At 64.8% G+C, this 23,225-nt stretch carries 22 protein-coding genes and 2 pseudogenes; 10 read left to right on the plus strand and 14 right to left on the minus strand.

Annotated elements, in window-relative coordinates:
• Positions 1 to 30 precede the first annotated feature (30 nt).
• The gene (locus ACYJSS_RS24805; RefSeq protein ID WP_111263516.1) at positions 31 to 390 is read right to left on the minus strand and encodes a hypothetical protein; all 360 of its coding nucleotides are present in this window, start codon (positions 388 to 390) and stop codon (positions 31 to 33) included.
• Between the two features lie 273 nt (positions 391 to 663).
• Here ACYJSS_RS24805 and ACYJSS_RS24810 point away from each other — a divergent pair, with 273 nt between their 5' ends.
• On the plus strand, positions 664 to 1,080 hold the full coding sequence (locus tag ACYJSS_RS24810) for a hypothetical protein (protein WP_236206350.1): 417 nt from the start codon (positions 664 to 666) through the stop codon (positions 1,078 to 1,080).
• A gap of 59 nt (positions 1,081 to 1,139) precedes the next feature.
• Complete coding sequence (locus ACYJSS_RS24815; protein WP_146603057.1) at positions 1,140 to 1,430, plus strand: hypothetical protein; 291 nt, start codon at positions 1,140 to 1,142, stop codon at positions 1,428 to 1,430.
• Positions 1,431 to 1,504: 74 nt separating this feature from the next.
• Here ACYJSS_RS24815 and ACYJSS_RS24820 read toward each other — a convergent pair.
• The 3 genes and pseudogenes from ACYJSS_RS24820 to ACYJSS_RS24830 all read right to left on the minus strand — a co-directional run bounded on the left by ACYJSS_RS24820 (position 1,505) and on the right by ACYJSS_RS24830 (position 4,480).
• Positions 1,505 to 2,356 (minus strand): annotated as a pseudogene (locus ACYJSS_RS24820) (TonB-dependent siderophore receptor).
• Positions 2,357 to 2,573: 217 nt separating this feature from the next.
• On the minus strand, positions 2,574 to 3,275 hold the full coding sequence (locus ACYJSS_RS24825) for a hypothetical protein (protein ID WP_236206349.1): 702 nt from the start codon (positions 3,273 to 3,275) through the stop codon (positions 2,574 to 2,576).
• A gap of 38 nt (positions 3,276 to 3,313) precedes the next feature.
• Complete coding sequence (locus tag ACYJSS_RS24830; RefSeq protein ID WP_111263546.1) at positions 3,314 to 4,480, minus strand: type I restriction endonuclease; 1,167 nt, start codon at positions 4,478 to 4,480, stop codon at positions 3,314 to 3,316.
• Positions 4,481 to 5,368: 888 nt separating this feature from the next.
• Here ACYJSS_RS24830 and ACYJSS_RS24835 point away from each other — a divergent pair.
• Both ACYJSS_RS24835 and ACYJSS_RS24840 read left to right on the plus strand, forming a co-directional pair.
• Entirely contained in the window at positions 5,369 to 5,878 is a 510-nt protein-coding gene (locus ACYJSS_RS24835; protein WP_236206669.1) for a BRO-N domain-containing protein, read from the plus strand.
• A gap of 218 nt (positions 5,879 to 6,096) precedes the next feature.
• Positions 6,097 to 6,699 (plus strand): hypothetical protein, encoded by a 603-nt coding sequence (locus tag ACYJSS_RS24840; protein WP_236206670.1) that lies wholly within the window; start codon positions 6,097 to 6,099, stop codon positions 6,697 to 6,699.
• Positions 6,700 to 6,779: 80 nt separating this feature from the next.
• On the opposite strand, the gene ACYJSS_RS24845 is transcribed toward ACYJSS_RS24840, so the two are convergent.
• Complete coding sequence (locus ACYJSS_RS24845; protein WP_111262104.1) at positions 6,780 to 7,685, minus strand: LysR substrate-binding domain-containing protein; 906 nt, start codon at positions 7,683 to 7,685, stop codon at positions 6,780 to 6,782.
• A 156-nt stretch (positions 7,686 to 7,841) separates the two neighbouring features.
• On the opposite strand from ACYJSS_RS24845, the gene ycaC reads away from it, so the two are divergent.
• The 4 genes from ycaC to ACYJSS_RS24865 all read left to right on the plus strand — a co-directional run bounded on the left by ycaC (position 7,842) and on the right by ACYJSS_RS24865 (position 11,213).
• Positions 7,842 to 8,471: an isochorismate family cysteine hydrolase YcaC gene (ycaC, locus tag ACYJSS_RS24850; RefSeq protein WP_175384284.1), complete on the plus strand. Its 630-nt coding sequence runs from the start codon at positions 7,842 to 7,844 to the stop codon at positions 8,469 to 8,471.
• Positions 8,472 to 8,646: 175 nt separating this feature from the next.
• Positions 8,647 to 9,384 carry a substrate-binding periplasmic protein gene (locus ACYJSS_RS24855; protein WP_236205725.1) on the plus strand — a complete coding sequence of 246 codons (738 nt, stop codon included), beginning with the start codon at positions 8,647 to 8,649 and terminating at the stop codon, positions 9,382 to 9,384.
• Between the two features lie 64 nt (positions 9,385 to 9,448).
• A complete protein-coding gene (locus tag ACYJSS_RS24860; protein ID WP_236205724.1) occupies positions 9,449 to 9,952 on the plus strand; it encodes a GNAT family N-acetyltransferase in 504 nt (167 codons plus the stop codon).
• 592 nt (positions 9,953 to 10,544) lie between these two features.
• Positions 10,545 to 11,213, plus strand: coding sequence for a TIGR04211 family SH3 domain-containing protein (locus tag ACYJSS_RS24865; protein WP_111262101.1), 669 nt, complete (start codon positions 10,545 to 10,547; stop codon positions 11,211 to 11,213).
• Positions 11,214 to 11,441: 228 nt separating this feature from the next.
• On the opposite strand, the gene ACYJSS_RS24870 is transcribed toward ACYJSS_RS24865, so the two are convergent.
• The 5 genes and pseudogenes from ACYJSS_RS24870 to ACYJSS_RS24890 form a co-directional block, all read right to left on the minus strand.
• Positions 11,442 to 12,170 (minus strand): alanyl-tRNA editing protein, encoded by a 729-nt coding sequence (locus tag ACYJSS_RS24870; RefSeq protein WP_236205723.1) that lies wholly within the window; start codon positions 12,168 to 12,170, stop codon positions 11,442 to 11,444.
• Between the two features lies 1 nt (position 12,171).
• Entirely contained in the window at positions 12,172 to 13,158 is a 987-nt protein-coding gene (locus ACYJSS_RS24875; protein ID WP_111262099.1) for a serine O-acetyltransferase, read from the minus strand.
• Between the two features lie 22 nt (positions 13,159 to 13,180).
• Positions 13,181 to 14,095 carry a PLP-dependent cysteine synthase family protein gene (locus tag ACYJSS_RS24880; protein WP_111262098.1) on the minus strand — a complete coding sequence of 305 codons (915 nt, stop codon included), beginning with the start codon at positions 14,093 to 14,095 and terminating at the stop codon, positions 13,181 to 13,183.
• Positions 14,096 to 14,106: 11 nt separating this feature from the next.
• Positions 14,107 to 15,990 (minus strand): annotated as a pseudogene (moeB, locus tag ACYJSS_RS24885) (molybdopterin-synthase adenylyltransferase MoeB).
• Between the two features lie 13 nt (positions 15,991 to 16,003).
• A complete protein-coding gene (locus ACYJSS_RS24890; RefSeq protein WP_111262097.1) occupies positions 16,004 to 16,942 on the minus strand; it encodes a DMT family transporter in 939 nt (312 codons plus the stop codon).
• Between the two features lie 98 nt (positions 16,943 to 17,040).
• On the opposite strand from ACYJSS_RS24890, the gene ACYJSS_RS24895 reads away from it, so the two are divergent.
• Positions 17,041 to 18,465, plus strand: coding sequence for an aminotransferase-like domain-containing protein (locus tag ACYJSS_RS24895; RefSeq protein ID WP_111262096.1), 1,425 nt, complete (start codon positions 17,041 to 17,043; stop codon positions 18,463 to 18,465).
• 325 nt (positions 18,466 to 18,790) lie between these two features.
• Here ACYJSS_RS24895 and ACYJSS_RS24900 read toward each other — a convergent pair whose 3' ends face one another.
• The 4 genes from ACYJSS_RS24900 to ACYJSS_RS24915 are packed head-to-tail and all read right to left on the minus strand — an operon-like array spanning position 18,791 to position 21,083.
• Positions 18,791 to 19,312: a DUF2937 family protein gene (locus tag ACYJSS_RS24900; RefSeq protein ID WP_236205722.1), complete on the minus strand. Its 522-nt coding sequence runs from the start codon at positions 19,310 to 19,312 to the stop codon at positions 18,791 to 18,793.
• Between the two features lie 19 nt (positions 19,313 to 19,331).
• On the minus strand, positions 19,332 to 20,105 hold the full coding sequence (locus ACYJSS_RS24905) for a class II glutamine amidotransferase (protein WP_111262094.1): 774 nt from the start codon (positions 20,103 to 20,105) through the stop codon (positions 19,332 to 19,334).
• A 3-nt stretch (positions 20,106 to 20,108) separates the two neighbouring features.
• Complete coding sequence (locus ACYJSS_RS24910; RefSeq protein ID WP_111262093.1) at positions 20,109 to 20,555, minus strand: HIT family protein; 447 nt, start codon at positions 20,553 to 20,555, stop codon at positions 20,109 to 20,111.
• 36 nt (positions 20,556 to 20,591) lie between these two features.
• Positions 20,592 to 21,083 (minus strand): MFS transporter, encoded by a 492-nt coding sequence (locus ACYJSS_RS24915; protein ID WP_111262092.1) that lies wholly within the window; start codon positions 21,081 to 21,083, stop codon positions 20,592 to 20,594.
• A gap of 107 nt (positions 21,084 to 21,190) precedes the next feature.
• Between ACYJSS_RS24915 and ACYJSS_RS24920 the strand changes: the two genes are divergently transcribed.
• Complete coding sequence (locus ACYJSS_RS24920) at positions 21,191 to 23,224, plus strand: S9 family peptidase (RefSeq protein WP_236205721.1); 2,034 nt, start codon at positions 21,191 to 21,193, stop codon at positions 23,222 to 23,224.
• Position 23,225 lies beyond the last annotated feature (1 nt).

The following is a 23,225-nucleotide window of genomic DNA, read 5'->3' on the forward strand; positions in this document are numbered from 1 at the left end:
GCTCAGCTCCCGGCAGCCCTTCGGGGCCGCTTATTTTGGGTTCGGCCCTTCCTCGTAGATCACCTCGATCTCGCCGACGATATTGTCGTTGAGGGCCTCGAGGTCCTCGGCCGGGATCCACCATTCGGTATGGCGGCTGCCGCCGACCTGCTCGATCCGATACTTCTCGACGAACTCGCGCCGCACCCTGAAGCGGGTCACGTAACCCTTCTTGAAGTCCGTGACGTTCCACTTGTTGATCTCGATGGCGTAGGCCTCGTTGGTCACCGGGTAGAAGATCGGCTGCCCCGGCAGCCTGGGCGGCCAGCGCTTGAACCCGCTGGCGGCAACCAGGGCAAGCTCCTTCTCGCCGCAGGGGCGGTACATGGTAATAAAGTCATCCGTGGTCATTTTTTATCCTTCCTTGAACTATGAATCGCCATTGAGGCGCGGCAGATTCTGGGGCTTTTGCTCGCCTGGTAAGCCTTCATTTGGGTTGGTTGCGTAGTTTCGGCAGTATCAGAGCGCTTCAGCAAGCTACAACCTGCCCCGGGCTGAAGCCCGGGCTACGATCGAGGACCGGAGGCACCGGCTTGCATTGAGGGGCTGGAGGACAGGATGAAGTTCCTGTCAAATTGACGAGGAAATGGGTCGAAAGCGATCCGTTGAGTTTTGAGGCCAAGGATGCGCGAAATAAAACTTCCAATCTCCTTCGAGCGGATTCGCGGTTTCACCCGGATCGTCGATGGGGTATTCCACATCGTGAATTACGACGAAGTTATCCGGGTGACTCTCGGCGAACCTCCCTCTGCGCAAGACACCGATGACGACCCCTACGCGTTCGAAGATGACCACCACGAAGACTTCTACGGTGTAACCGACAAACGCCCTCACCTGGCAAATGGCACCCATGAGGTCAGCTATGACTTCATGCCCTCCCAGAACGAAACGACCGTAACCGTCAGAGCACCGAGTGGGACGCATGACATCGTGTTTCCGACGCGTTCCGGGGACTGGTTCGTGGCGACATTGGAGGACGAAGGGCGGTACCTGGTGATTGCAGAGCCTTGGTCCTTGCGTCTCTATGAGCTCCAGGAATAAATGCTCCGGGACATCGGAAAGCCAACATTGATGCCCCCGAACGTCATTGGACTCAGTGAATGATTACATTGATCAAAGAGCTGCCAGGCAGTTTGCTGGGCAAGCGCGAATGGTGGCAAGCCGGCTCATGGACAGTGTTGGTAGCCCATGGCAGTGGTCGCTGTGGGCTTTCTGTTTGCGACGCAGAACGACGTGATGTAACCGCGGCAATTGCACTTCAAATGCAGAACCATGTGGGGCAGCCCGTGCAACTAACCCAGACCATAGATGCCTGGATGATTACTTCTCCGCCAGAAGACATCATGTTCCTGCTTCAAACAATAGAAAGCATCACGACGCTCGACCGTTGAGGAATTGGGTATCTGCCCCCCTCATTTGGCAAAGCCGGTGCCGCCCCCTCCCCGCTCCGGGAGGGGGCTTGCCGTTAGAAGCGGTAGTCCACCGCCATCATCAGGTTCCGCGGTGCGCCGTAGTTGCTGTAGTAGCCGGCGTAGCTGTAGTACTCGCGATCCAGGGCGTTGCTGAGGTTGAGCGAGACGTCCATCTGCGGGGTGAGCGCGTAGCGGGTCATGAGGTTGACCAGGGCGTAACTGCCCTGGTCGAAGCTGCGCAGGTCGCTGCCCACCTTGTTTTGCCAGTTGACCCCGCCGCCCAGCGTGAGCGGGTTGAGGGCGCCGTCGAGGCGGTAGCTGGTGAAGGTCTTGAGGCTGTGACGGGGCAGCGCGGTGTTGATGTGCTGGTCGTCGGCGTTGGTGGTGACGACGTAGCCGGCCGAGGCTTGCCAGCCTTCGGCGAGCTGGCCGTCCAGGATCAATTCCAGGCCGCGCGCGGTGGTGTCCTGCTCGGCGCGGTAGACGTTGCTGCCCGGGTATTACGCCTGCTAGATGGCGAGGTTGTCCCGGTGCATTTCGAATAGCGCGACGCTGCTGTTGAGCTGGCCGCCGAGGTGGCTGCCCTTGAGGCCGACTTCGAAGCCTTCGCCTTCCATGGAGTCGAGCGGTTTGTTCTGTCCGTCGCGGACCCAGGACTCCTGCGGGTTGAAGATGCTGGTGTAGCTGGCGTAAGCGGCCCATTGCTCATCGAGGTTGTAGACCACGCCGATGTAGGGGATGAACACGCCGGTCTCCCGCGAGCGGGTGTCACTGGCAGTGCCCGCGTAGGGGCGGTCTTCGGTGTCGCGTTTCCAGTCCACCAGGCGCCCGCCGAGGATCAGGCTGAGGTCGTCGGTGACGTGGAAGCGGCCGATGAGGTAGCCGGCGTACCGGCTTGGGGTTATTGCCGCTGTAGTTTAAGAGGTTGGGGATGGCGCCATCCGGGGAGCTGGAGTAGTCGTAGCGCCAGCCGCCGTAGCTCGGGGTGTGCTCGCGGTAGCGCGACAGGGTGAGGTCGCCAATCAGCTCGTGCTCGCGGCCCAGCAGGCTGAAGGGGCTGGAGGAGGGAATGCGATTTAAGAAAGGGCCCGGAGGGCCCTTTCTCGTTACTTAAAACTTTAACTAGCCAGGCAGCTTAGGCAATCCCCACCCGCCCTTACCATCCAGAGACATTATCGACAGTAGATAGTTATCAATTTGTCTCAGCGAGAATTTCTCATTTTGCGTATCTGCCAAATGCCCTTGAAGTTGAATGACTCTCTCGCACCATGCGCCATAGTGAGAAACCTTTCCGAACATCCTCCATCCGCGATAACTCAATCCCAACGCATCCATTACCCAAGACCATCCTTCCCGGACGTAGGAATCAACTATTGGAAAGAAGTGCGGACGATGAAAATGCAAGTACTTGGAGGCTAGACTGCTATTCTCTCGGCCATTTGCCTTGGCTAATGCACCGGCCAGTTCAAGGTGAACCTCTACCGCAAAGGGAATGCGCTCAAGGGTAAGGCTTTCATCCAATGACAACTCAGAGAGCAGCGCTTCAAGCTTTGACTTCGAGATAGCATCTGCTGCCTCAATCACTACCACCAACGCTTGCCGCTCATCCTTCTGATCGCCATTGGTTTTTCTCCGTTCTACGGACGCTGAATATGTCCGACCAATCAACATCAGCTTCCCAATAATCTGAGAGCGATCCGTATTGCTAGGATTCTTCTCAACAGATTCGTAAAGCATTTGATTGAGGACATCAAAGGGAGGGCAACCAAATTCGTTGCCAAGCCACTCGACCTTAGGGGGATACCACGAAAGATTTTGACTCATTCAACTACCACCGACGAATCAGATACATAGACTGAAGATCATTCACCGGACTTTCGCCCACGCGAAAAATTCTCGTCCTTACGGCAGAACTCCAGGCTATCGGCAAGAATCCCTCTGATCCTTCTCAGATTTTCAGGTTTGTCGATTAGGATTTGATCCCCCGCCCCGACTTCCAGGCCAGCCCGATTTATTTCCGCCCGCTGCTGCTGATCAAGATCAACAATAAACTTCACCGAAGGTCTCTTTTTATCTCCCCAATAGCGAAGCAACCAACGGTTTGTCTTACCCTGATAAAGGCAGGAGTAATAGCCCTCGTTATCTTTCCCGACGACCTCTGCTTCTTCACCCAGCAACTCCTGAACAATCCGCAACACCTCGCGCTCAGCGGCGGTGGTAACGATATTGGGATTTTCCGGATCAACAATTTCACGACTATCGGCAGTTAGAACATCAGCTTCACTCTGAGCCTGCTGAAGAGTAGGTGCAGGAGCTGACGGAGCAGAAAGCCCGCTTACCACCATTTCGCTGACAGCGCGTTCAACAGCGGTACGTACCAAAGGAGTGATTAATTCAAGAAAACGAGCATTGAGTTGTCTATTAATATTTGACCGCCCAGCGACATAGCGAACAAAATCAATATCAACCTCGCGAAGACTTGAACTAATAGTCTTCTTGAAGGCATGAAGGTATATATTTTCTTCCGCTAGCGTACGAAGTTGATCCGGCTGAAATTCATCGTGCCGGAAATTGTAAAGATGAGCAAAATCATGAACTGGACCTTCCACCAAATCAATCTTCAGGAATGGCTTCTCATCCATTATATTTTTCTCCACCAAATCGGTGAAGAAACGCCACTCTTGACCATTGGTTATTACAGCCATTGTGACACTTGGAGTCGCATTAAAATAACGAGCCAGTTGCGGACAATGGTTATTGAGCTTTTCGGAGTGAGCCTTGGCCTCAATAAACATAACCGGAGTTCCATTGCTGAACAGCGCATAGTCCACCCGTTCAGATGCCTTTACACCGGGGAAGTCTGAGGCAAACTCTGCCCGTACCTTGGTTGGGTCGTAGGGACTGAAGCCCAAAATATCAAGCAGCGGTAGGATGAGCGCCTGCTTGGTTGTCTCTTCACCAGAACAATGCGGCGCAACTTTCTTGACGTGTTCAACGTGGGCATTAATGCGAGAAAGAAATTCTTGCATGCTGAGGTCCCTCTCATGTGGTGGCAGTTTGCCGACATTGCTCGTAACACCCGTCAGCGTCAAGTAGGACAAAGCGCCAGCTTTACCGTCCTCTTTCCTGGGCGATCTTTGAATCAGCCAACCTGAGAGCAAATACGAGGGCTGTGGCAATCAAGAAGTCAGGCGCCAAGCTGATCCGACTCTTCAGGACCTTGCAACCGGCCTTTTCCCGCCTCTCTCCCGAATCGGAGAGGAGTGCAAGTCATGAGCGCACGCAATGCTGATGCCAGTCGTGAGTGATGGGGCGGGGACAATGCCCCTTCAGAAGGCCGAGTGGAATCGGCGTGGAAGGGGTTGAGCGACATGGATGTCGCGAGAGCGCTGTCGGGCCAAGGAGGGCCCGTCAGCGCGTACCCCTGGAGCGACGATGTAGCGAGGGAACCCGACGCAGTCGGGCCGTATGCAGGGGCGAGTTTTTTGGTTCCTTTTCAACGACTGGAAAAGGGACTCGCCCGGGAGGGCGAAACAAAAAGTATCCGCAGAACTCGATAACCAGCTTGGCTTCTCCACCCCGTCGGCACGCCATACCCGGCCTGGGGCGTTGGCCATGCCCCTTGCCCTCCCTCCCCCACCTCCCTATCCTCCCCGCGTCGCGGTCAATCCCGTGGCCGGGTTTGGCGACCCGAGAGTTAGTAGGCGCGATGGCGCCGAGGTGCTTGCGAGAACGGCGAATGTTCTTGCAGGCCCCCGCACGCATGCAGTCATGCACTGCTCTGCGTTATGGCAGATCGCGCGGGGAGACCTCCGGGTCTGCCGGTGCCTACTAGCCGGTTCGCCAACCCCGCGTGGTCTGCCACCCTCGTTTGGCGACGTGGGGGGCAGCTCTTCCGACCTAGTAGGAGCTCCGCCATGCACGACGCATACATCCCCATCGTTTTCCAACGCCACAACCTTTTCCTGCGCACCGTGATGATCGACAACCAGCCCTGGCTGGTCGCGATCGATTTCGCCCGCCTCATCGGCGCGCTGCGCCCTAACCGGATGCCACGCCTGGTGGACCCGCACCAGCGCCGTGCCGTCGTGCTGCGGCATGCCAGCGGCGGCAGCGAAGAGGTGATTGCCATCAGCGAGGCCGGTGCGTACCGGCTGCTGTATCGCTTCGCCCATCCGGAACACCGCTGTATCAGTCGCTGGCTCAGCGAGGAAGTCGTACCAGCGCTGTACGACCGCCACCGCGACGCCGAGGCGACGCCCCGGAGGGCCCATATGAGCTGGGCCAATCAGCGGATCGGCATTCTGAAATGGCAGGGGGATATCTGGATCGCCCGGCAGGATCTGCCGGTCTTCCTCGCCAGCCGGGACGACCCGGCACTCAGCGATGAGCCGAGCTGGAGGCGGATGCCCTTCACCGATTGGTAATACCTGTAGGGTCGAATTCATTCGCCCAGGGAGCGCGGAGCGATCCCCCGTTGCAGCATGGGTTTCGCTTCGCTCTACCCATCCTACGAGCGGTGGGAGTGGATTGGCCCGACCACCGGCTCGCACAAACGCGCACTGGTTTCACAATGCCTTCGAGGCGTTCGGCTAAGGTGCCGCCATCCGCCCCACGGGGCTTAGCCAACAGATCGGACGACAGCATGGAAACCCTCCGCGACGGCATCGACGCCTATAACCAGACCTACCTCGAGATCAACGGGGAAGGGGACGAGCTCTACACCGAAGGCCCCGCGTCGGAGGAGGATATCGAGCAGCTGGCCGCCCTCACCGGCCCGCTGCCGGCAGAGCTGCAAGGCTTCTACCGCACACTCGGCGCGCTGAAGAACCAGACCGAATCCGAGTCCCACTGCTTCTGGATTCCCGCCCCCGCCGAGCTGGCGGACTGGCTGCAGGAGCAAGGCGGCTCGGCCGGGATCATCGACGTGATCCGCGCCCATTGGGGCGGGGACCGCCCGGAGTTCGACGCGGGCCGCCACTTCAGCGCGGAAGAGATCGCGGCGCTGAATGAGCGCTTCATCGGCTACGGCTGGTACAGGGTGGCGGACATCCTCGAAGGCGCCTATTTCCTGTTCTTCGACCGCGAGGGCCGCTTCGGCAGCCTCTACTACCACCAGGACGATTTCGCCGGCGCCAAGCAGGCGCTGAAGGAGATGCTGCGCGACGGCATCCCGGGCCAGCCGCTGGTGCAACTGCTGGGCGAGGCCCTGGAGGAAGTGCGCGCCAGCATGGAGGAGTTCGGCTGACGCCGACACCCCTCCCCGCTTCCGCCCCGTAGGGTGGGCCGGGCGGCGCTCCGCTTCAGCCAACCGCCCCCCTGCGCCACTCAGGCCATGTCGCTGCCGGCGAACTCTTCGCCGAGGAAGTCGATCAGCGAGCGCACCGAGGGCAACAGCCCGCGCCGCGACGGGAAGATGGCGTGGACGATGCCGCACTTGGGCGAGAAGCCCGGCAGCATTTCCACCAGCGTGCCGTTGGCCAGGTCCTCGCGTACCGCTACCCGTGGCAGGTGGGCGATGCCGACCCCGCCCAGCACGCCGTTGCGCAGCGCCATCAGGTCGTCGGTGACCATGCGCGGGCGATGCGGGATGGTCAGCCGCGCCCCATCCGGGCCGAACAGCTCCCATTGGTAGTCCCGCTGCGCGCCGCCCCAGTGCAGGCTCGGCAGGCGGCCCAGTTCCTCGGGCGCGAAGCCTGCCGGCAACCGGGTGAGGAAGTCCGGCCGGCCCACCAGGCACTGGGTGCTGTCGGCGAGCACCTTCATCACCATGTCGGTGTTTTCCAGCGGCGGGAAGCGCACCCGCAGGGCGATGTCGAAGCCCTCGTGGAGCAGGTCCACCCGGCGGTTGGTGCTCTCGATGAAGAGCTCAACCAGCGGGTACTTGAGCATGTAGCGGGTGAGCATCGGCCCGACCCAGGAGTTGAGCAACGTGGTCGGGCAGGCGATGCGCACCAGGCCGCGCGGCTCGCAGCGGTTGCGCTCGATCACCTCCGCCGCCCCTTCCGCCTCCACGCGCATGGCCACGCAGCGCTGGTAGTACTCCTGGCCGATTTCGGTGAGCGAGCAGTGCCGGCTGGTACGGTGGATGAGGCGCACGCCGAGGCGCTCCTCGAGCTGGGCGATGCGTCGGCTGAGCTTGGACTTGGGCATGTCCAGCGCGCGGCCGGCGGGGGCGAAGCCGCCGTGCTCCACCACCTGGGTGAAGTAGTAGAGGGTGTTCAGGTCTTCCACGCTCGTTCTCCATATAGAACGCTAGAGGCAATTTTCGCAGTCTAGCGGATCAAGGGTGCCAAATTTAATCTTTCCTCCATGCAGTCAGCCACTGCAGCGAAGCAGAGAACACCCGCGCCGAACCGGCACCCATTATCGAAAAGCGAGGAACGCACCATGACCCACTTCACCTACAACCGTCTCGATAAAGACAACGCCGTCGTCCTGCTGGTCGACCACCAGGCCGGCCTGCTGTCCCTGGTCCGCGACATCGAGCCGGACAAGTTCAAGAACAACGTCCTGGCCCTGGCCGACCTCGCCAAGTTCTTCAAGCTGCCGACCATCCTCACCACCAGCTTCGAAACCGGCCCCAACGGCCCGCTGGTACCGGAACTGAAGGCGCTGTTCCCGGACGCGCCCTACATCGCCCGCCCGGGCCAGATCAACGCCTGGGACAACGAGGACTTCGTCAAGGCGATCAAGGCCACCGGCAAGAAGCAGCTGATCATCGCCGGCGTGGTGACCGAGGTCTGCGTGGCCTTCCCGGCCCTCTCTGCCCTGGAGGAAGGCTTCGAAGTGTTCGTGGTGACCGACGCCTCCGGCACCTTCAATGAAATCACCCGCGATGCGGCGTGGAACCGCATGAGCCAGGCCGGTGCGCAGCTGATGAACTGGTTCGGCGTGGCCTGCGAGCTGCACCGCGACTGGCGCAACGACGTGGAAGGCCTGGCTGCCCTGTGCTCCAACCACATCCCGGACTACCGCAACCTGATGACCAGCTACGCGGCGCTGACCGGCAACAAGTAACGAGTCGGACGCAAGCTGAAACGAAAACGGGAGCCTCGCAGGGCTCCCGTTTTCGTGTGCGTCGCGGCCATTCGTGAAGCGCGTCATGCCCGCATTTCCGGCGAACGCTACGCTTTGCGCAAGGGTCATAGACATCAGGTAGGGCAACCGGCCAGCCTGGTCAGACGGGGGTCGCTTGAGGTCGATACTGTTCATCTTCTGGCTCTGCTGCTGCGCGACGCTGCAGGCCGAGCAGAGGGAAATCCTGCTCTACAGCTACCAGCAGAAACCGCCCTACGTGGTGGACGCCGGGCGCCGCAAGGGCCTGTATTTCGACCTGGCCGAACGCCTCGAAGCGCAGATGCCGGACTATCGTTTCACGGTGCAGGAAATCCCGCGTCGGCGGCTGGACCTGTTGCTGCAGCAGGGCCAGCTCGACGGGCTGGTGGTGGGCGTGAGCCCGGACTGGTTCGCCGACGCCTCCCGCTACCGCTGGAGCCATGCCTTCATCGACGACGGCAACCTGCTGGTCTCGCGCCGCGAGGGCAAGGTGAGCAGGCTGGGCATCGACGACCTCGAAGGCAGGCAACTGGGCCTGGTCGGTGGGCACGCCTACCCGGAGCTGCAGGCGCTGCTGAAGAGCGGCAAGGTCGCGCGGCAGAACGCCAACAGCGAGCTGGCCAACCTGGAGCGGCTGCTGCGTGGCTGGATCGACGCCACGGTGGTGGGCATGCGCACCCTGGACTACCAGGAGCGCCAGCAGCCCGGGCTGCGCGAACGAATCCATGTCGCCGAGCCGGTGCTCTACCACTACCAGCGCCAGCTGCTGGTGCCGGCCCGGTACGAGAAGCTGCTGCCGGCGCTGGACAAGGCCATCGATGCCCTGCCCCGCGACCCTGTCTGGCAGGCGCGGCAGGCGCACTACTTTCCCTAGTCGAGCGCGCCAGCCGGCGCCTTGGGTACAATGCCGCGCCCTCCTCCATCACGAACCCATGACCATGAGCGATGCCCCCCTCGAACTGCTGCAGACCGGCCCCGAGCAGGCCGAGCTGATCCGCAACCTGTATCAGTTCTACGCCTACGAGTCCTCGGATTGGGAGGAGGAAGACGTGGAGGCGGACGGGCGTTTCTACATTCACGAGGAGCACCTGGCGCGTTACTGGCAGGAACCGCAATGGAGCGCCAACCTGATCCTGGTGGATGGCTTCATCGCCGGCTTCCTGCTGATCGAGCGCAGCGAGTTGCCGGGCATCGACGCCCTGGAGCTGGCGGACCTGTTCATCCTCAAGCGCTACCGCAGGCAGGGCATCGGCCGCCTGCTGGCGACCCAGGTGCTGATGGAGGGCGACCACAACTGGCTGGTGCGCTTCTACCGCGAGGACCAACCCGCCCAGGCTTTCTGGAGCGCGGTGCTGGACGGCTTGCCGAAGCCGGTGCGCACCATCGACCCGGGTGATGACCCGCAGTTGCTGACCTACCTGGTGACCCGGGCGCTGCACTGAGGCCTGCTTTCCCGGGCTGGAGCCCGGGCTACGGGGCGAGTGGATGCCACACGTCGGTCAACTGCGTAGGGCGGATGAAACCCGCGTGGCTCTTGCATCGACGATATCGGATTGCACCCGACCTACCTGCACCGCGCCGTAGGTTGGTGCCGGGCGCAGCGAGGCCCAACGTGGCAATGCCCAATTTCGTGCTCCTCCGCCAACACCGCTGGTGGACGAAAAGAGCGCCGTCCAACCTATGCTCCGTGCTACGAAATGATGGGTTTCGCTCCGCTCTACCCATCCTACGAATGCGGCCCCGTAGGATGGGTAGAGCTTTGCGAAACCCATGCTGTGCAGCTGCACGAAGTGCCCGGCATGCCCCCTTTGCCGCTCGACCACCCGTCTCGCTTGCGGGGCCATGAGTGAACTAGGCGGGGTCGCGAACTGTCAGTTCGCTGTCGGCTTGAGCCGGGTGGATGGCGTGGCCATTCGCCACCCGGAAAGCGGAAGCAGCGCAGGCTTCACCCTCGATGATCGCGATGCTCGCCTGGCCGGCGCTTATCACGCCCGCACTTCGGGTTCCGTTCCATTGCCATGTGAAGATTGCCCCATGCCCCTGACCCGTCATCTGCTCGCCCGTGTTTCCTCGCTCTCCCCCCGCGCCCTCGGTGCCGGCCTGTTCAGTGGCCTGCTGTTGCTCGCCTCGCCCGCGCCGGCCGAGGAGAAGGCCGACAATGCGCGCTGGGTCAGCGACAGCCTGAGCACCTACGTGCGCAGCGGCCCGACCGACGGCTACCGCATCGTCGGCACCCTCGTCTCCGGGCAGAAAGTCGAGCTGCTCGGCACCCAGGGCGACTACAGCCAGGTGCGTGGCGAGAACGGCAGCGCGGTGTGGATTCCCACCCGCGACCTGCAACAGGTCCCTGGCCAGGCCGAGCGCCTGCCGCAACTGGAACAGAAGGTGAGCGAGCTGAGTGCGGAGCTGGAGGGCATCGACCAGACCTGGAAGACCCGCGTGCAAGGCATGCAGGAGACCATGGACTCGCGCAAGGCGCTGATCGACGAAGCCCAGGCCGCCCGCGCGACACTGGACAGCGAACTGAACCAGGCCCGCTCCGAGCTGCGCGAAGTGCAGGCGCAATTGGGCGACGAGAACAAGCAGGTGCTGATGCGCTACATGGTCTATGGCGGCAGCATCGCCGGCGCCGGCCTGCTCCTGGGCCTGATCCTGCCGACCATGCTGCGGGTCAAGCGCAAGCGCAGCGACCAGTGGGTGTGATGGCCACCGCCGCCCTGCCCGCCCGCCCCCTGTTGCTAGTGGATCCCCGCGTTCGCGGGGATGACGGTGAGGGGATGGGAGTGTTGCGGTTCACGGGCCCCACGAGCGCAGGGCAGTCGTAAAACGGGTGAAGCCCGCCCCGGTTCGCGATGCGCGTGACGATCATGCCCAGCACGCCCCACCGCTCACCTTCCCCGCGAACGCGGGGGCCCACCCAAAGAACGCCACCTAGGCGAAACGCAAGGTCACGCGGCGGTTGTGGCGGCTCTTCTTCTCGATCTTGTCGCACACCACCTGGCCGATCTCGCGGGTGTTGCGCACGTGGGTACCGCCACAGGGCTGGATGTCCACGCCGGGGATATCGACCACGCGCACCATGCCCTGCAGCACCGGCGGTGCCACGGCCTGGGTGCGGGTGATCTCCAGCACGGTGTTGTACTCGTTGGCCGGCAGCATGTGGGTGCGTACGTCGAGGGCGCCTTCGATCAGTTCGTTCAGCGCGTGGGTCAGGCGCTCCTTGTCCAGGGTCGACTCCGGCAGGTCGAAGTCCAGGCGGCCCTTGTCGGCGGCGATGCTGCAACCGGTGACCGGCGCATCGATGATCGAGCACAGGAGGTGCAGGCAAGTGTGCATCTTCATGTGCTGGTAGCGGCGCTCCCAGTCCAGGCAACCCTGCAGCTCGATACCGGCGGCGACCGGTGCGGCGCCCTCCTCCAGCTGGTGCCAGATCATCGAGCGCAACAGGGGGTCGCGCTGGGTGCCGACCACCGCAACCACCGAGCCATCGGGCAGCAGGAAGTGGCCCTGGTCACCCGGCTGGCCGCCGCCAGTGGGGTAGAACAGCGTCTGGTCCAGCGCCACGCCCTGGTCACTCACCGCGAGAACGCGGGCGGTGAAGGTGCGTTGGTAGGGCGCCTCGTCGAACAGGGCGCGGGTGTGCATGGCGAATACGGACATTTCAGCCTCCGATGCTCAGGAAGTAGGGTTGCAGCTGGGAACGCACCAGGGCGCTGAGCCCGGGCGGGTCGAGAAGGGTGATGTCGTGGTCGGGACCGATGATCCGCAGGTGCAGCGGGTAGCGCGGAGCCGGCAAGGCCAGGCCGATGCTGCGCAACCGGTACTGGCGGTGGTTGCGTTCCTGCACCGTGCACTCCAGGGCCATGCAGCCGAAGCGCCGGTGCTCGGCGTCCAGCACCAGCACCTCGCCACTCTCGGGCAGCTCGCCCACCAGGTGTACGCGCTCGTTGAGGGCGAAGGCACCGAGATAGCCGCAGTTGGACGACATCGACGCGCGCTGCATCTGCAACTGGTTGACGATGCTCACCTTGGTGTTGGCCGGCACGTCGCGGGTGATCACGCACGCGGGGCTGATGAATACGTTGTCGCCGATGCTGATGGGCCCGAGCAGGCGCGCCCCGGCGCCCACCTCCACCTGGTTGCCCAGGCGGGGATGGCGTTTGCCACCCGGGTTGTCGGCGATGCCCGAGGCACCGAGGGTGACGCCGCTGAGCAGGTAGCAGTCGTCGCCGATCTCGCAGGTCTCGCCGATCACCGTGCCGAAGCCGTGGTCGAGCACGAAGCGCTTGCCGATGCGGGCAGCCGGGTGGATCTCTGCGCCGGAGAGCAGCTTGCCGGTGCTGGCCAGCTTGTGCGCCATGGCCTCGCGCCCTTCCACTGCGCCCCGCATCCACACCTGGTGCGCCAGGCGATGGAACAGCACCGCCTTGAAGGAGGCGTAGGAGCCGAGCACGAGGTCGATGCGACCGGCCGTGGCGGGGTCGCGCCGGGCATAGGCCTGGAGGTCTTCGGCCACCTGCTGCACGGCCTCGTCCATGATGCCGTCCAGATGCGGCATGAGCAGGTCCAGGTCCGCCGGCTTGAGTGCATGCACCAACTGATCGAGCAGCTCGTCATAGAGCCGCAACCTGTCGAGATATCCCCACATCCTGTCGCCCTCCCCAGGCTCGTTATTCGAAATGCGGCAGGTAGCCGTCCACACCGTCGTAGATCAGGGTCAACACCCGGCTGCCGCGCGGCAGCTCGCCGGCCAGGCTGGCGATGGCCACCAGGTTGGCGGCCGAGGACAGCCCCAGGCTCACCGCGTCGCTGCGCATGGTGCGGCGCACACGCTCCAGGCAATCCGCCTTGGCCACCTTGAGCATGCCGTCGAGCACCCCGAGGTTGAGGATGCTCGGCACCAGGCCGATGGACAGGCCCTGGATCTCGTGCGGCGCATGGCGATCGGCGAGCAGGTCGCACTGCTCCGGCTCGACGCCGAACACCCGCAGCGAGGGCCAGCGGGCCTTGAGCATCTCGCCCAGGCCGGTGATGTGGCCGCCGGTGCCGATGCCCGCCACCAGGCAATCGAGGGGGCGATCGGCGAAGTCGCGGAGGATCTCCAGCGCAGTAGTGCGCCGGTGGGTCTCGGGGTTGGCCGCGTTGCGCTGCTGGTTGAGCATCACGTAGCCGGGGTTTTCCAGTTGCAGCTCCATGGCTTTCTCGCCATGGGAGTTGTTGCCCAGGCGGCTGTCGGAGAGCACCACCTCGGCGCCGTAGAGGCGCAGCACCTTCTGTTTCTCGGGGCTGTAGTTGTCGGGGATCACCAGGACCACGCGGTAGCCGAGGATGTTGCCGGCGATGGCCAGGCCGATGCCGGTGTTGCCACCGCTGGGCTCGATGATGGTCTGGCCGCTGCCGGGCACGAGGATGCCCCGGGCCTCGGCGTCGCGGACCATGCCCAGGGCGATGCGCGCCTTGTGGCTGCCGCCGGGGTTGAGCGACTCCAGCTTGGCGTACACCTCCAGCCCGGTCTCGGCACTGAAGGCGGCCAGGCGCACCACGGGGGTCTCGCCGATGGCCTGGAGCAGGGATTCGTGGATCATCGCGCGCCTCCTCAGTACAGCGGCATGTCGGTGTCGACATCCCGCGCCCAGGCCTTGATGCCGCCCTGCAGCACCTGGAGCTCGTTGAAGCCGGCGCCGAGCAGCAGCTGGGCCGCGCGCTCGGCGCGGGTGCCGCCGTAGCAGACGATGCACAGGGGGCGCTGGCGATCCAGCTCGTCGAGCCGGGCGTCCAGCTCGCCCAACGGCAGGTTCAGGCTGCCCGGCAGGCGGCACACTTCCAGCTCGTTGGCTTCACGCACGTCCAGCAGTTGCAGGTCGGCACCACGGGCGAGCAGTTGCTGCAGCTCCAGCGCGGTGATGCGGAAATCGGCCGGCAGCGAACTGGATGCGGGGATGCTGGATGTGCATGCCGAAACCTCCTCCTGCAGCGGCTGCATGCAGGTGCGGCCGGGCGAGCAGGAGGGGCAGTCGGCACGGCGCTTGAAGCGCACCTCGTTGAACTTCATCGCCAGGGCGTCGAAACGCATCAGCCGGCCCACCAGGGGCTCGCCGATGCCGAGGATCAGCTTCACCGCCTCGGTGGCCTGGAGCAGCCCGACCACACCGGGCAGCACGCCGATCACGCCGCCCGCGCTGCAGTTGGGCGCGAGTTCGGCCGGCGGGCTCTTGGGAAACAGGCAGCGGTAGCACGGGCCTTCCTTGTGGTTGAACACGCTGATCTGCCCGTCGAAGCGGTGCAGCGCGCCGTACACCAGCGGCCGGCCCAGCAGCACGCAGGCATCGTTGACCAGGTAGCGGGTGGCGAAGTTGTCGGTGCCGTCCACCACCAGGTCGTAGTCGCCCACCAGCTTGAGGGCGTTGTCGGGGGTCAGGGCGCAGTCATGGGCGTCGATGCGGATGTCGGGGTTGAGGTCCAGCAGGCGGCGGCGCGCCGACTCGACCTTGGGCAGGCCCAGGGTGCTGGTGCCGTGCACCACCTGGCGCTGCAGGTTGCTGGCCTCGACACGGTCGAAGTCCACCAGCCCGAGGGTGCCGATACCGGCAGCGGCGAGGTACAGGCTCACCGGGGAGCCCAGGCCGCCGGTGCCGATGATCAGCACCCGTGATTTCTTCAGGCGCAACTGCCCCTGTCGACCGACGTCGGGCAGGGTGATGTGGCGCACGTAGCGACGCACCTCGTCGTTGCTCAGCTCATCGCTGTCCAGGCCGCCGGATGTGGCCAGCATGATGTCCAGCTCGACGCCCGCCTCCAGCGGGCTGTCGCCATCCACCAGCTCGCCGTTGGCGCTGAGCAGGAAGTGCTCCTTGAACTGGTCGTTTCCATAGAACAGGTGGTCACGCAGGCCCGCATGGCGGCTGCATATATCCTCGACCAGCTCGCGTACCGTGGTGCCCTGCCCTTGCAGGCGGGCATCCGGCAATTTGGCGACGCGTGCCAGTACATCCGGGAAGATCACCGTATTCATAGCCAACTCCTTTTATGCAGGTCGTTATGGGGTGCCGGGGTATTCCCGGCTGCAGACGAAGGATTCCCCGCTCCATTCGAACAACTTGGCGCCATGGGCCTGGCCGGCACGCACATCCACCACCAGGTGGGCGACGGGATGGATGGGCTGGCCCATGAACAGCGCCTTGTCCTCGTCCTCGCGGCTGAAGTAGGCGCCTACGTCGGGGTGCGAGTGGTAGATCACCCGCACCGGGTTGTCGCTGCGCAGGCTGCGGTTGAGCAGCAGGGTGTCGGCCACCGCGAAGGTGAAGCCGGTGCTGGCATCACGCCGGAACACCTCGGGGCTGCGCTGGTTGAGCAGGTTCTGGATGTTGCTGCCCAGGTGTACCCGGCCATCGGCGAAGACGAAGCCACAGCACTCCTCGGGGTAGGTCTCGCAGGCGTGCCGGTAGATGGGCTGCAGGGTGTCGCGATCGATCACGTCCATGTGGTCCTCGTTGTCAGGGCTTGCGCGTGAGGAATTTTTCAACGGGCAGCTTGGTGATGGCGAAGCCGGCGAGCAGGATCGCCGAGTACAGCGCCAGGTCGCGGGAGATGGCCTGCCCCTCGTACCAGGAGCCGATGACCACGGCGAACACCGGGAAGATGATGAAGACGAAGGAGAGGATCACCGGGCTCAGGCGCTTGAGCAGGAAGAAATAGACGATGAAGCCGCCGACCGATGCGCACAGGCCGAGGTAGGTCAGCGCCAGCCAGGAGCGGGTGGTGACCTGGGCGAAGTCCGGCTGCTCCACCACCAGCCCGGCGAGGAACAGCATCGCCCCGGCGATCCCGATGGGCAGCGTGTTGTAGGTGATGACGCTGATGCCCTCACCCTTCTGCTTGGTGATCACGTAGCACAGTGCGTGCATCACCGCGGCGGCGAGGATCGCCAGCACGCCGAGGAACTCCGCGTGGTCCAGGCGCAGGCCCTGGCTGCGCAGGATCATGAACAGGCTGCCGAAGCCGATGGCGATGCCCACCACCTGGGACAGGTAGATGCGCTCACGCAGGAACAGCGACGAGAAGATCAGGATGAACACCGGCATGCAGCTGAACAGCAGCGCCGTCAGCCCCGAGGAGACGTGCATCTCGCCGTAGTTGAGCAGGTAGTACGGAATGCCGAAGTAGCTCAGGGTGACGAAGGCGAAGAAGCCCAGCCGCTCGCGGGGGAAGAGGATCGAGTCGCCCCGGACCAGGGCGAAGCAGATGAACAGCGGGAAGGCGATGAGGAAGCGCAGGCCGGAGGAGGTCAGGGGCGGCACGCTCTCCACGGCGATCTTGATGCCCAGCCAGGTGGTCCCCCAGCTCAGGCAGACCACGAGGAACAGCAGGCTGGTGATGAATCCGGCCAACCAGTGCTTTTGCGATTTTCCGGTGTTTTCAATTACGGCGGACATTGGCATGATGGCAATTCATCCTTGCTGCTAAATTGACCTCTAAAACCTGGGTATCAATCACTGATTGACACAGCTCAATCAGGCTATTAGGACGAAAAATGGCTGTCAAACCAATTATTGACACGGTGTCAATTCTGAAATCAGCACTGGATTCCGGCCAGGGCGCGAAATACAAGCGCCTCGCCGGAGCCATGGAAATCAGGATTCTCGAGGGCACCCTGGAAGGCGGCGCCAAGCTGCCGCCGCATCGCAACCTGGCCGACCGCCTGGGGGTGACCATCGGCACCGTCAGCCGCGCCTACGCCGAACTGGAACGCATGGGCCTGGTGATAGCCCGCGTCGGCGACGGCACCTTCGTCCGCCGGCGGGGGCTGGAGCGCAAGCGCGACGAGGGCTTCCGCAACTTCATCGAAGAGGCGCCGGAGCTCTACGACATGAGCCGCAACATGCATATCCCGGGGCATGAGACGGCCTTCCTGGCGCAGAGCCTGCTGGACCTGGCCAACGACCCGCAGACCCTGCAGGACCTGACCCGCTATACGCCGGACACCGGCCTGCCCCGCTACCGCCAGGTGGGTGCGAACTGGCTGGCCCACGGCGACTTCCTGCCCCAGGCCGACCAGGTGCTGTGCGTCAACGGCGGCCAGCACGGGCTGCTCTGCACCCTGATGGGCCTGCTGCGCGCGGGGGACATCCTGGTCACCGAGCAGCTCACCTACCCGGGGCTGATCACCCTCGCGCGGATGCTCGGCATCAAGCTGCTCGGCGCGGACATGGACGAGGAAGGCCTGGTCCCCAGCTCCCTCGACGAGATCTGCCGCAACAACCGGGTGACCGCGCTCTACTGCACCCCGACCATCCAGAACCCGACCACCGGCGTGCTCTCGCACCAGCGCCGCGACGCCATCGCGCGCCTGTGCCGCGAGCACAACCTGCTGATCATCGAGGACGAGGCCCATGCGGTGCTGGTGGAGGATCGCCCGCCGCCCCTGAGCCACTACGCGCCGGAACGCACCATCCTCATCAGCAGCCTGAGCAAGGCGGTGGCCGCCGGCCTGCGGGTGGGCTACCTGCACGCGCCGACTGCACTGGTCAGCCGCATCGCCGCCGCCCTGCGCGCCACCTGCTGGATGGCCACGCCGCTGGCGCTGGAGCTGTCGACGCTATGGATCGAGAACGGCACGGCACAAAAGCTGCTGAGCCAGCAGATCAACGAGATCGGCCGGCGCAAGGCACTGGTGGAACGGCTGCTGGACGGGCTGAACTACCGCACCCATCCACAGAGCCCGCACTTCTGGATCGAAGTGCCGGAAGCCTGGCGCGCCGCCGATATCGAAGCCGACCTGAAGCTGAAGAACTACCTGATCACCGCCGCCGAGGCCTTCGCCGTGGGCCGCGCCACGGTGCCGCAGTTCGTCCGCGCCAGCGTCAGCAACGCCTCCAGCAACGACCAACTGCTCTACGACGGCTTCCTCACCCTGGCCAGTACCTTGCGCGAGGAGGCCAATCGCTTCGGGCTGTGAACCGTTGCCTGAGGGGGCCCGACCTACGCGCTGTATCTGGGCTTTCAAGTGGATCCCCGCGTTCGCGGGGATGACGGTGCGTGCTGAAAGCGCCCCGCCCCCCCGTCACCCTGGCGAATGCGGGGCTCCTGGCCAGCAGGGTGGGCGGGATGCGACCGGAGCAGTCGAGTTGCACCCGACCTGCGCCAATGCGCAGCGCCGCAAGCGTTCAGTGAAACCTGCGTTCGCAGGATGACGGTGCATGCCGAAAGCTCCCCGCCACCTCGTCACCCTCGTAAACGCGGGGCCCACTGGCCAGCGGGTGGGCTTCAGCCCACCCGCGGGTTCAGCGCCAGTGCCGCTGCTGCACGCGCTTGCCGTTGCCCCCTGCCAGCAGGGCGAGGCCGAGGAGCAGGCTCTCCACTACCCAGGCCAGCAGCAGCGCGCAGACGATGCCCCAGGCCATCGCCTCGGGCACCAGCAGCACCTGGTAGCTGTAGGCGTTGGCGGTTTCCAGCAGCAGGTCGTGATCGGCCCCCGTCGCCACGTGCCAGGTGCGTGCGTACCAGGGGCCCTGCATGGCTTGCCACTCGCGCTGCAGCAAGGCATCGCGGTTGACCAGGGTGGCCACGCTGTCGGCGTCGCTGCGCATCACCGGGTCGTTGCTCGCGCGGTAGTGCGCCACCAGCGCCGCGAGGTCGCCGTCGAAGAATTTCTGGGCGGTCTCGCGGAAGCCCTTGAGCCCGGTCTCCGCCTCCAGGCGATGGGCTTCGACGCGCTTGGCATAGTCGTCGACGAACCCGGGCACCTGCACGCCGATCAGCAGGCCCAGGGCGAACAGCGCCAGTCGCAGGTAGCTTCGCAGCATCGATATTCCCTCTCGTTGGTCAGGTCTGCCCGGACGCGAGGCACTCGCCCCGTCGCCACAGGCCCCAGGCGCCGGGCTGGTAGAGCGTCCAGGTCTCGTTGTCGGTCAACGGCTCGGTGGCGATCACCGTGACCACGTCGTCGGGCGTGGTTTCGGACTGGAAGTCCACGGTCAGGTCCGCATCCTTCAAACGCGCCGGGCCGAAGGGTGCGCGCCGGGTGATCTGCGCCAGTTTGGTGGTGCAGAAGCAGAACAGCCAGTCACCGTCGCTGAGCAGGCAGTTGAACACGCCCCGGCTGCGGTATTCGGAGCAGGCCTGCACCAGCACCGGCAGCAGCACTTCGACCGGCACCGGCTCGGGGAAGCCCTGGCGCACCCGGTTGAGCAGGTCGCAGAAAGCCGCCTCGCTGTCGGTATCGCCCACCGGCCGATAGAAGCTGGCGGCCGGATGGAAGTCGGCGAGCTGGCCGTTGTGGGCGAAGCACCAGTTGCGGCCCCACAGCTCACGGACGAAGGGATGGGTGTTGGCCAGGCTGACCTTGCCGACGTTGGCCTGGCGGATATGACCGATGACCGTCTCGCTCTTGATCGGGTAGCGCTGCACCAGGCGCGCCACCTCGGAGTCGACGCTGGCCGAAGGGTCCTGGAACAGGCGCAGGCCACGGCCCTCGTAGAAGCCGATGCCCCAGCCGTCACGGTGCGGGCCGGTGCCACCGCCGCGCTGCATCAGGCCGGTGAAGCTGAAGACGATATCGGTGGGCACGTTGGCGCTCATGCCGAGCAATTCGCACATGGTTCAGGGCTCTCGTTTCAATGCCTGTCGCAGTTGTTCGGCCTCCCGCGCCAGCCGGGCCTGGATGCGGGCGCGGCCGAAGGGCAGGAAGCGGGTGAGGATACGCCAGAGCAGCGCCGCCAGGTCGCCCCGTTGCCGGGGAATCAGGTGCAGGTGCAGATGGGGCACGTGCTGGTTGGAATCGGGGCCGTCGTTGATCAGCAGGTTGATGCCCTGGCGACCATAGCCCGCCCTGCGCAATGCCTCGCCCATGCGCAGGGCCTGCTCCACCAGGCGCTGGCGCGCCGGGGTGCCGAGGTCGGCGAGGAACGGCGCGTGCTCGCGGGCCACCACCAGTAGGTGGGCGGGCCGCAGGGGGAAGATGTCCAGCAGCACCAGGAAGTGCTCATCCTCGTGCAACAGGTGGGCCGGCAGCTTGCCGGCGGCGATGGCGCAGAACACACAATCCATGGGCATTCCTCGTGAGCGCTCGGCGCGCCGCCGGTATCAGAGACGCGGTTCGATGCGCAGGCGACGGTCGCCCCGGTCGTCGAGGCGGGTATCCACGCGCTCGCTCGAATCACGTTCCATCAGTTGGCGCAGGGTCGGCTCGTCCTCTTCCTCGTCCACCGCTGCCGGCTTCTCGCGCTCGGCACGGCGGGCACGGATGGCGCGCTCGATAGGCCAGCGGATGGCGACGAAGATGAGGTAGAGCACCAGGCCGATCATGCCGTACATGGCCAGGTCGGAAACCGCCTTCCAGGCGTTGTTGCCCACCTTGAACACGATATCCAGCGCGGTGACCGCCACCGCCGGCGCGTAGAGGTCGCGACCGGGGTCGACGGGAGTCGGGGTCAGCAGCAGCACGGCGACTATCAGGCGCAGGGGCTCGCGCAGCCAGCGCCACATCCAGCCGGTGGCGCGGAAGCTCACCAGCAGGCAGCCCAGGGCCGCGACGCCATAGGCGCCCCAGGCGAGGAGATAGTCGTGTTCGTTCATGGGCTTCCATGGCAAGGCGGGCAAAGGGGCGCTTATGATAGCGACTTTTCCGAAGCCCGGCGTCCCCGCCGTCGCCCGGCCCGCAACGCCTAGCCGTGAGAACCGCCATGTCCGAAGCCCCCATCGCCCGCATCCAGGCCGGAGCCGATCCCTACCGCTGGCTGGAGGAACGCGACGCACCCGAGGTGCTCGACTACCTCAAGGCGGAGAACGCCTGGCTCGACGAGCGCCTGGCCGACGAAGCGCCGCTGCGCGAGGCGCTGTTCGAGGAAATCCGTGGGCGCATCCGCGAGACCGACCTGTCCCTCGCCACGCCCTGGGGCCCCTACCTCTATTACCAGCGCACCACCGCCGGCGACGAATACCCGCGCCACTACCGCTGTGCGCGCCCGGCCGAAGGCTTCGAGGTGGACGAGGCCAGCGAACAGCTGCTGCTCGACCCCAACGCCCTGGCAGGGGGCGGCTTCCTCTCCCTCGGTGCCTTCAGCGTCAGCCCCGACCACCGCCTGCTGGCCTACAGCCTGGACACCAGCGGCGACGAGATCTACCGCCTCTACGTCAAGGACCTGGTCGAGGGCACCATCACCGCCCTGCCCTTCGACGACTGCGACGGCAGCATGACCTGGGCCAACGACAGCCGCACCCTGTTCTTCGGCGAGCTGGACGACACCCACCGCCCGCACCGGCTCTACCGCCATCGCCTGGGTGAGGCCGACGCCGAACTGGTGTTCGAGGAGGCCGACGGCCGCTTCTTCCTCGGCTGCCACCGCGCCAGCTCCGAGCGCCAGCTGGTGCTGATGCTGGGCAGCAAGACCACCAGCGAGAGCTGGGTGCTGGACGCCGACACCCCCGACGGCGACTTCCGCTGCCTGGCCCCGCGCGAGGAAGGCCACGAGTACTACGCCGACCACGGCCAGGTGGACGGCCAGTGGTGCTGGCTGATCCGCAGCAACCAGACCGGCATCAACTTCGCCCTCTACCAGGCGCCCGAAGCGACGCCCGAGCGCGCCCATTGGCGCGAGCTGATCGCCCACGACCCCGACTGCATGCTCGAAGGCGTGGGCATGAACGCCGGCGCCTTCACCCTCAGCCTGCGCGAGGGTGGCCTGCCGATCATCCAGGTGCACCCACGCGGCGCCGCGCCGTACCGCGTGCAATTGCCGGACGCCGCCTACAGCCTCTATGTGCAGGACAGCATGGAGTTCGACAGCCCGGTGATCCGCCTGCGCTACGAGGCGCTCAACCGCCCGGCCCAGGTCCGCGAGCTGCGCCTGGCCGACGGCGAGCAACGGGTGCTCAAGCAGACCCCGGTGGAGGGCCCCTTCGACGCCGACGCCTACGTCAGCCAGCGCCTCTGGGCCACCGCCGCCGACGGCACCCGCGTGCCCATCAGCCTGGTCGCCCGCCGCGACGTGCTGGGCCAGCCGGCGCCGCTCTACCTCTACGGCTACGGCGCCTATGGCGAGAGCCTCGACCCCTGGTTCTCCCACGCCCGCCTGAGCCTGCTGGAGCGCGGCTTCGTCTTCGCCATCGCCCATGTGCGCGGCGGCGGCGAACTGGGCGAGGCCTGGTACCGCGCCGGCAAGCTGGAGCACAAGACCAACAGCTTCGATGACTTCATCGCCTGCGCCGAACACCTGATCGGCGAAGGCCTGACGACACGCGAACAACTGGTGATCAGCGGCGGCAGCGCCGGCGGCCTGCTGATGGGCGCCGTGCTCAACCAGCGCCCGGACCTGTTCGCCGCCGCCATCGCCGAAGTGCCCTTCGTCGACGTGCTCAACACCATGCAGAACCCCGACCTGCCGCTGACCGTGACCGAATACGACGAGTGGGGCGACCCGAACGAGCCCGAGGTGTTCGAGCGCATCCGCGGCTACGCGCCCTACGAGAACGTGCGCGCCCAGGCCTACCCGGCGCTGCTGGTGGTGGCCGGCTACAACGACTCCCGCGTGCAGTACTGGGAGGCCGCCAAATGGGTGGCCAGGCTGCGTGCCACACGCACCGACGACAACCTGCTGCTGCTCAAGACCGACCTCGGCGCCGGCCACGGCGGCATGAGCGGGCGCTACCAGGCGCTGCGCGACGTCGCCCTGGAATACGCCTTCCTGCTCAAGGTGCTGGGGCTGACCGGCCAATGAA

This window comes from Pseudomonas sp. No.21 (assembly GCF_054558415.1).

What these genes read in the sequence shown, in the direction of transcription:
- ACYJSS_RS24805 (WP_111263516.1), bottom strand. Translation starts at nt 390, where the DNA reads ATGACCACGGATGACTTTATTACCATGTACCGCCCCTGCGGCGAGAAG.
- ACYJSS_RS24810 (WP_236206350.1), top strand. Translation starts at nt 664, where the DNA reads ATGCGCGAAATAAAACTTCCAATCTCCTTCGAGCGGATTCGCGGTTTC.
- ACYJSS_RS24815 (WP_146603057.1), top strand. Translation starts at nt 1,140, where the DNA reads ATGATTACATTGATCAAAGAGCTGCCAGGCAGTTTGCTGGGCAAGCGC.
- ACYJSS_RS24825 (WP_236206349.1), bottom strand. Translation starts at nt 3,275, where the DNA reads ATGAGTCAAAATCTTTCGTGGTATCCCCCTAAGGTCGAGTGGCTTGGC.
- ACYJSS_RS24830 (WP_111263546.1), bottom strand. Translation starts at nt 4,480, where the DNA reads ATGCAAGAATTTCTTTCTCGCATTAATGCCCACGTTGAACACGTCAAG.
- ACYJSS_RS24835 (WP_236206669.1), top strand. Translation starts at nt 5,369, where the DNA reads ATGCACGACGCATACATCCCCATCGTTTTCCAACGCCACAACCTTTTC.
- ACYJSS_RS24840 (WP_236206670.1), top strand. Translation starts at nt 6,097, where the DNA reads ATGGAAACCCTCCGCGACGGCATCGACGCCTATAACCAGACCTACCTC.
- ycaC (WP_175384284.1), top strand. Translation starts at nt 7,842, where the DNA reads ATGACCCACTTCACCTACAACCGTCTCGATAAAGACAACGCCGTCGTC.
- ACYJSS_RS24860 (WP_236205724.1), top strand. Translation starts at nt 9,449, where the DNA reads ATGAGCGATGCCCCCCTCGAACTGCTGCAGACCGGCCCCGAGCAGGCC.
- ACYJSS_RS24865 (WP_111262101.1), top strand. Translation starts at nt 10,545, where the DNA reads ATGCCCCTGACCCGTCATCTGCTCGCCCGTGTTTCCTCGCTCTCCCCC.
- ACYJSS_RS24870 (WP_236205723.1), bottom strand. Translation starts at nt 12,170, where the DNA reads ATGTCCGTATTCGCCATGCACACCCGCGCCCTGTTCGACGAGGCGCCC.
- ACYJSS_RS24875 (WP_111262099.1), bottom strand. Translation starts at nt 13,158, where the DNA reads ATGTGGGGATATCTCGACAGGTTGCGGCTCTATGACGAGCTGCTCGAT.
- ACYJSS_RS24880 (WP_111262098.1), bottom strand. Translation starts at nt 14,095, where the DNA reads ATGATCCACGAATCCCTGCTCCAGGCCATCGGCGAGACCCCCGTGGTG.
- ACYJSS_RS24890 (WP_111262097.1), bottom strand. Translation starts at nt 16,942, where the DNA reads ATGTCCGCCGTAATTGAAAACACCGGAAAATCGCAAAAGCACTGGTTG.
- ACYJSS_RS24895 (WP_111262096.1), top strand. Translation starts at nt 17,041, where the DNA reads ATGGCTGTCAAACCAATTATTGACACGGTGTCAATTCTGAAATCAGCA.
- ACYJSS_RS24900 (WP_236205722.1), bottom strand. Translation starts at nt 19,312, where the DNA reads ATGCTGCGAAGCTACCTGCGACTGGCGCTGTTCGCCCTGGGCCTGCTG.
- ACYJSS_RS24905 (WP_111262094.1), bottom strand. Translation starts at nt 20,105, where the DNA reads ATGTGCGAATTGCTCGGCATGAGCGCCAACGTGCCCACCGATATCGTC.
- ACYJSS_RS24910 (WP_111262093.1), bottom strand. Translation starts at nt 20,555, where the DNA reads ATGGATTGTGTGTTCTGCGCCATCGCCGCCGGCAAGCTGCCGGCCCAC.
- ACYJSS_RS24915 (WP_111262092.1), bottom strand. Translation starts at nt 21,083, where the DNA reads ATGAACGAACACGACTATCTCCTCGCCTGGGGCGCCTATGGCGTCGCG.
- ACYJSS_RS24920 (WP_236205721.1), top strand. Translation starts at nt 21,191, where the DNA reads ATGTCCGAAGCCCCCATCGCCCGCATCCAGGCCGGAGCCGATCCCTAC.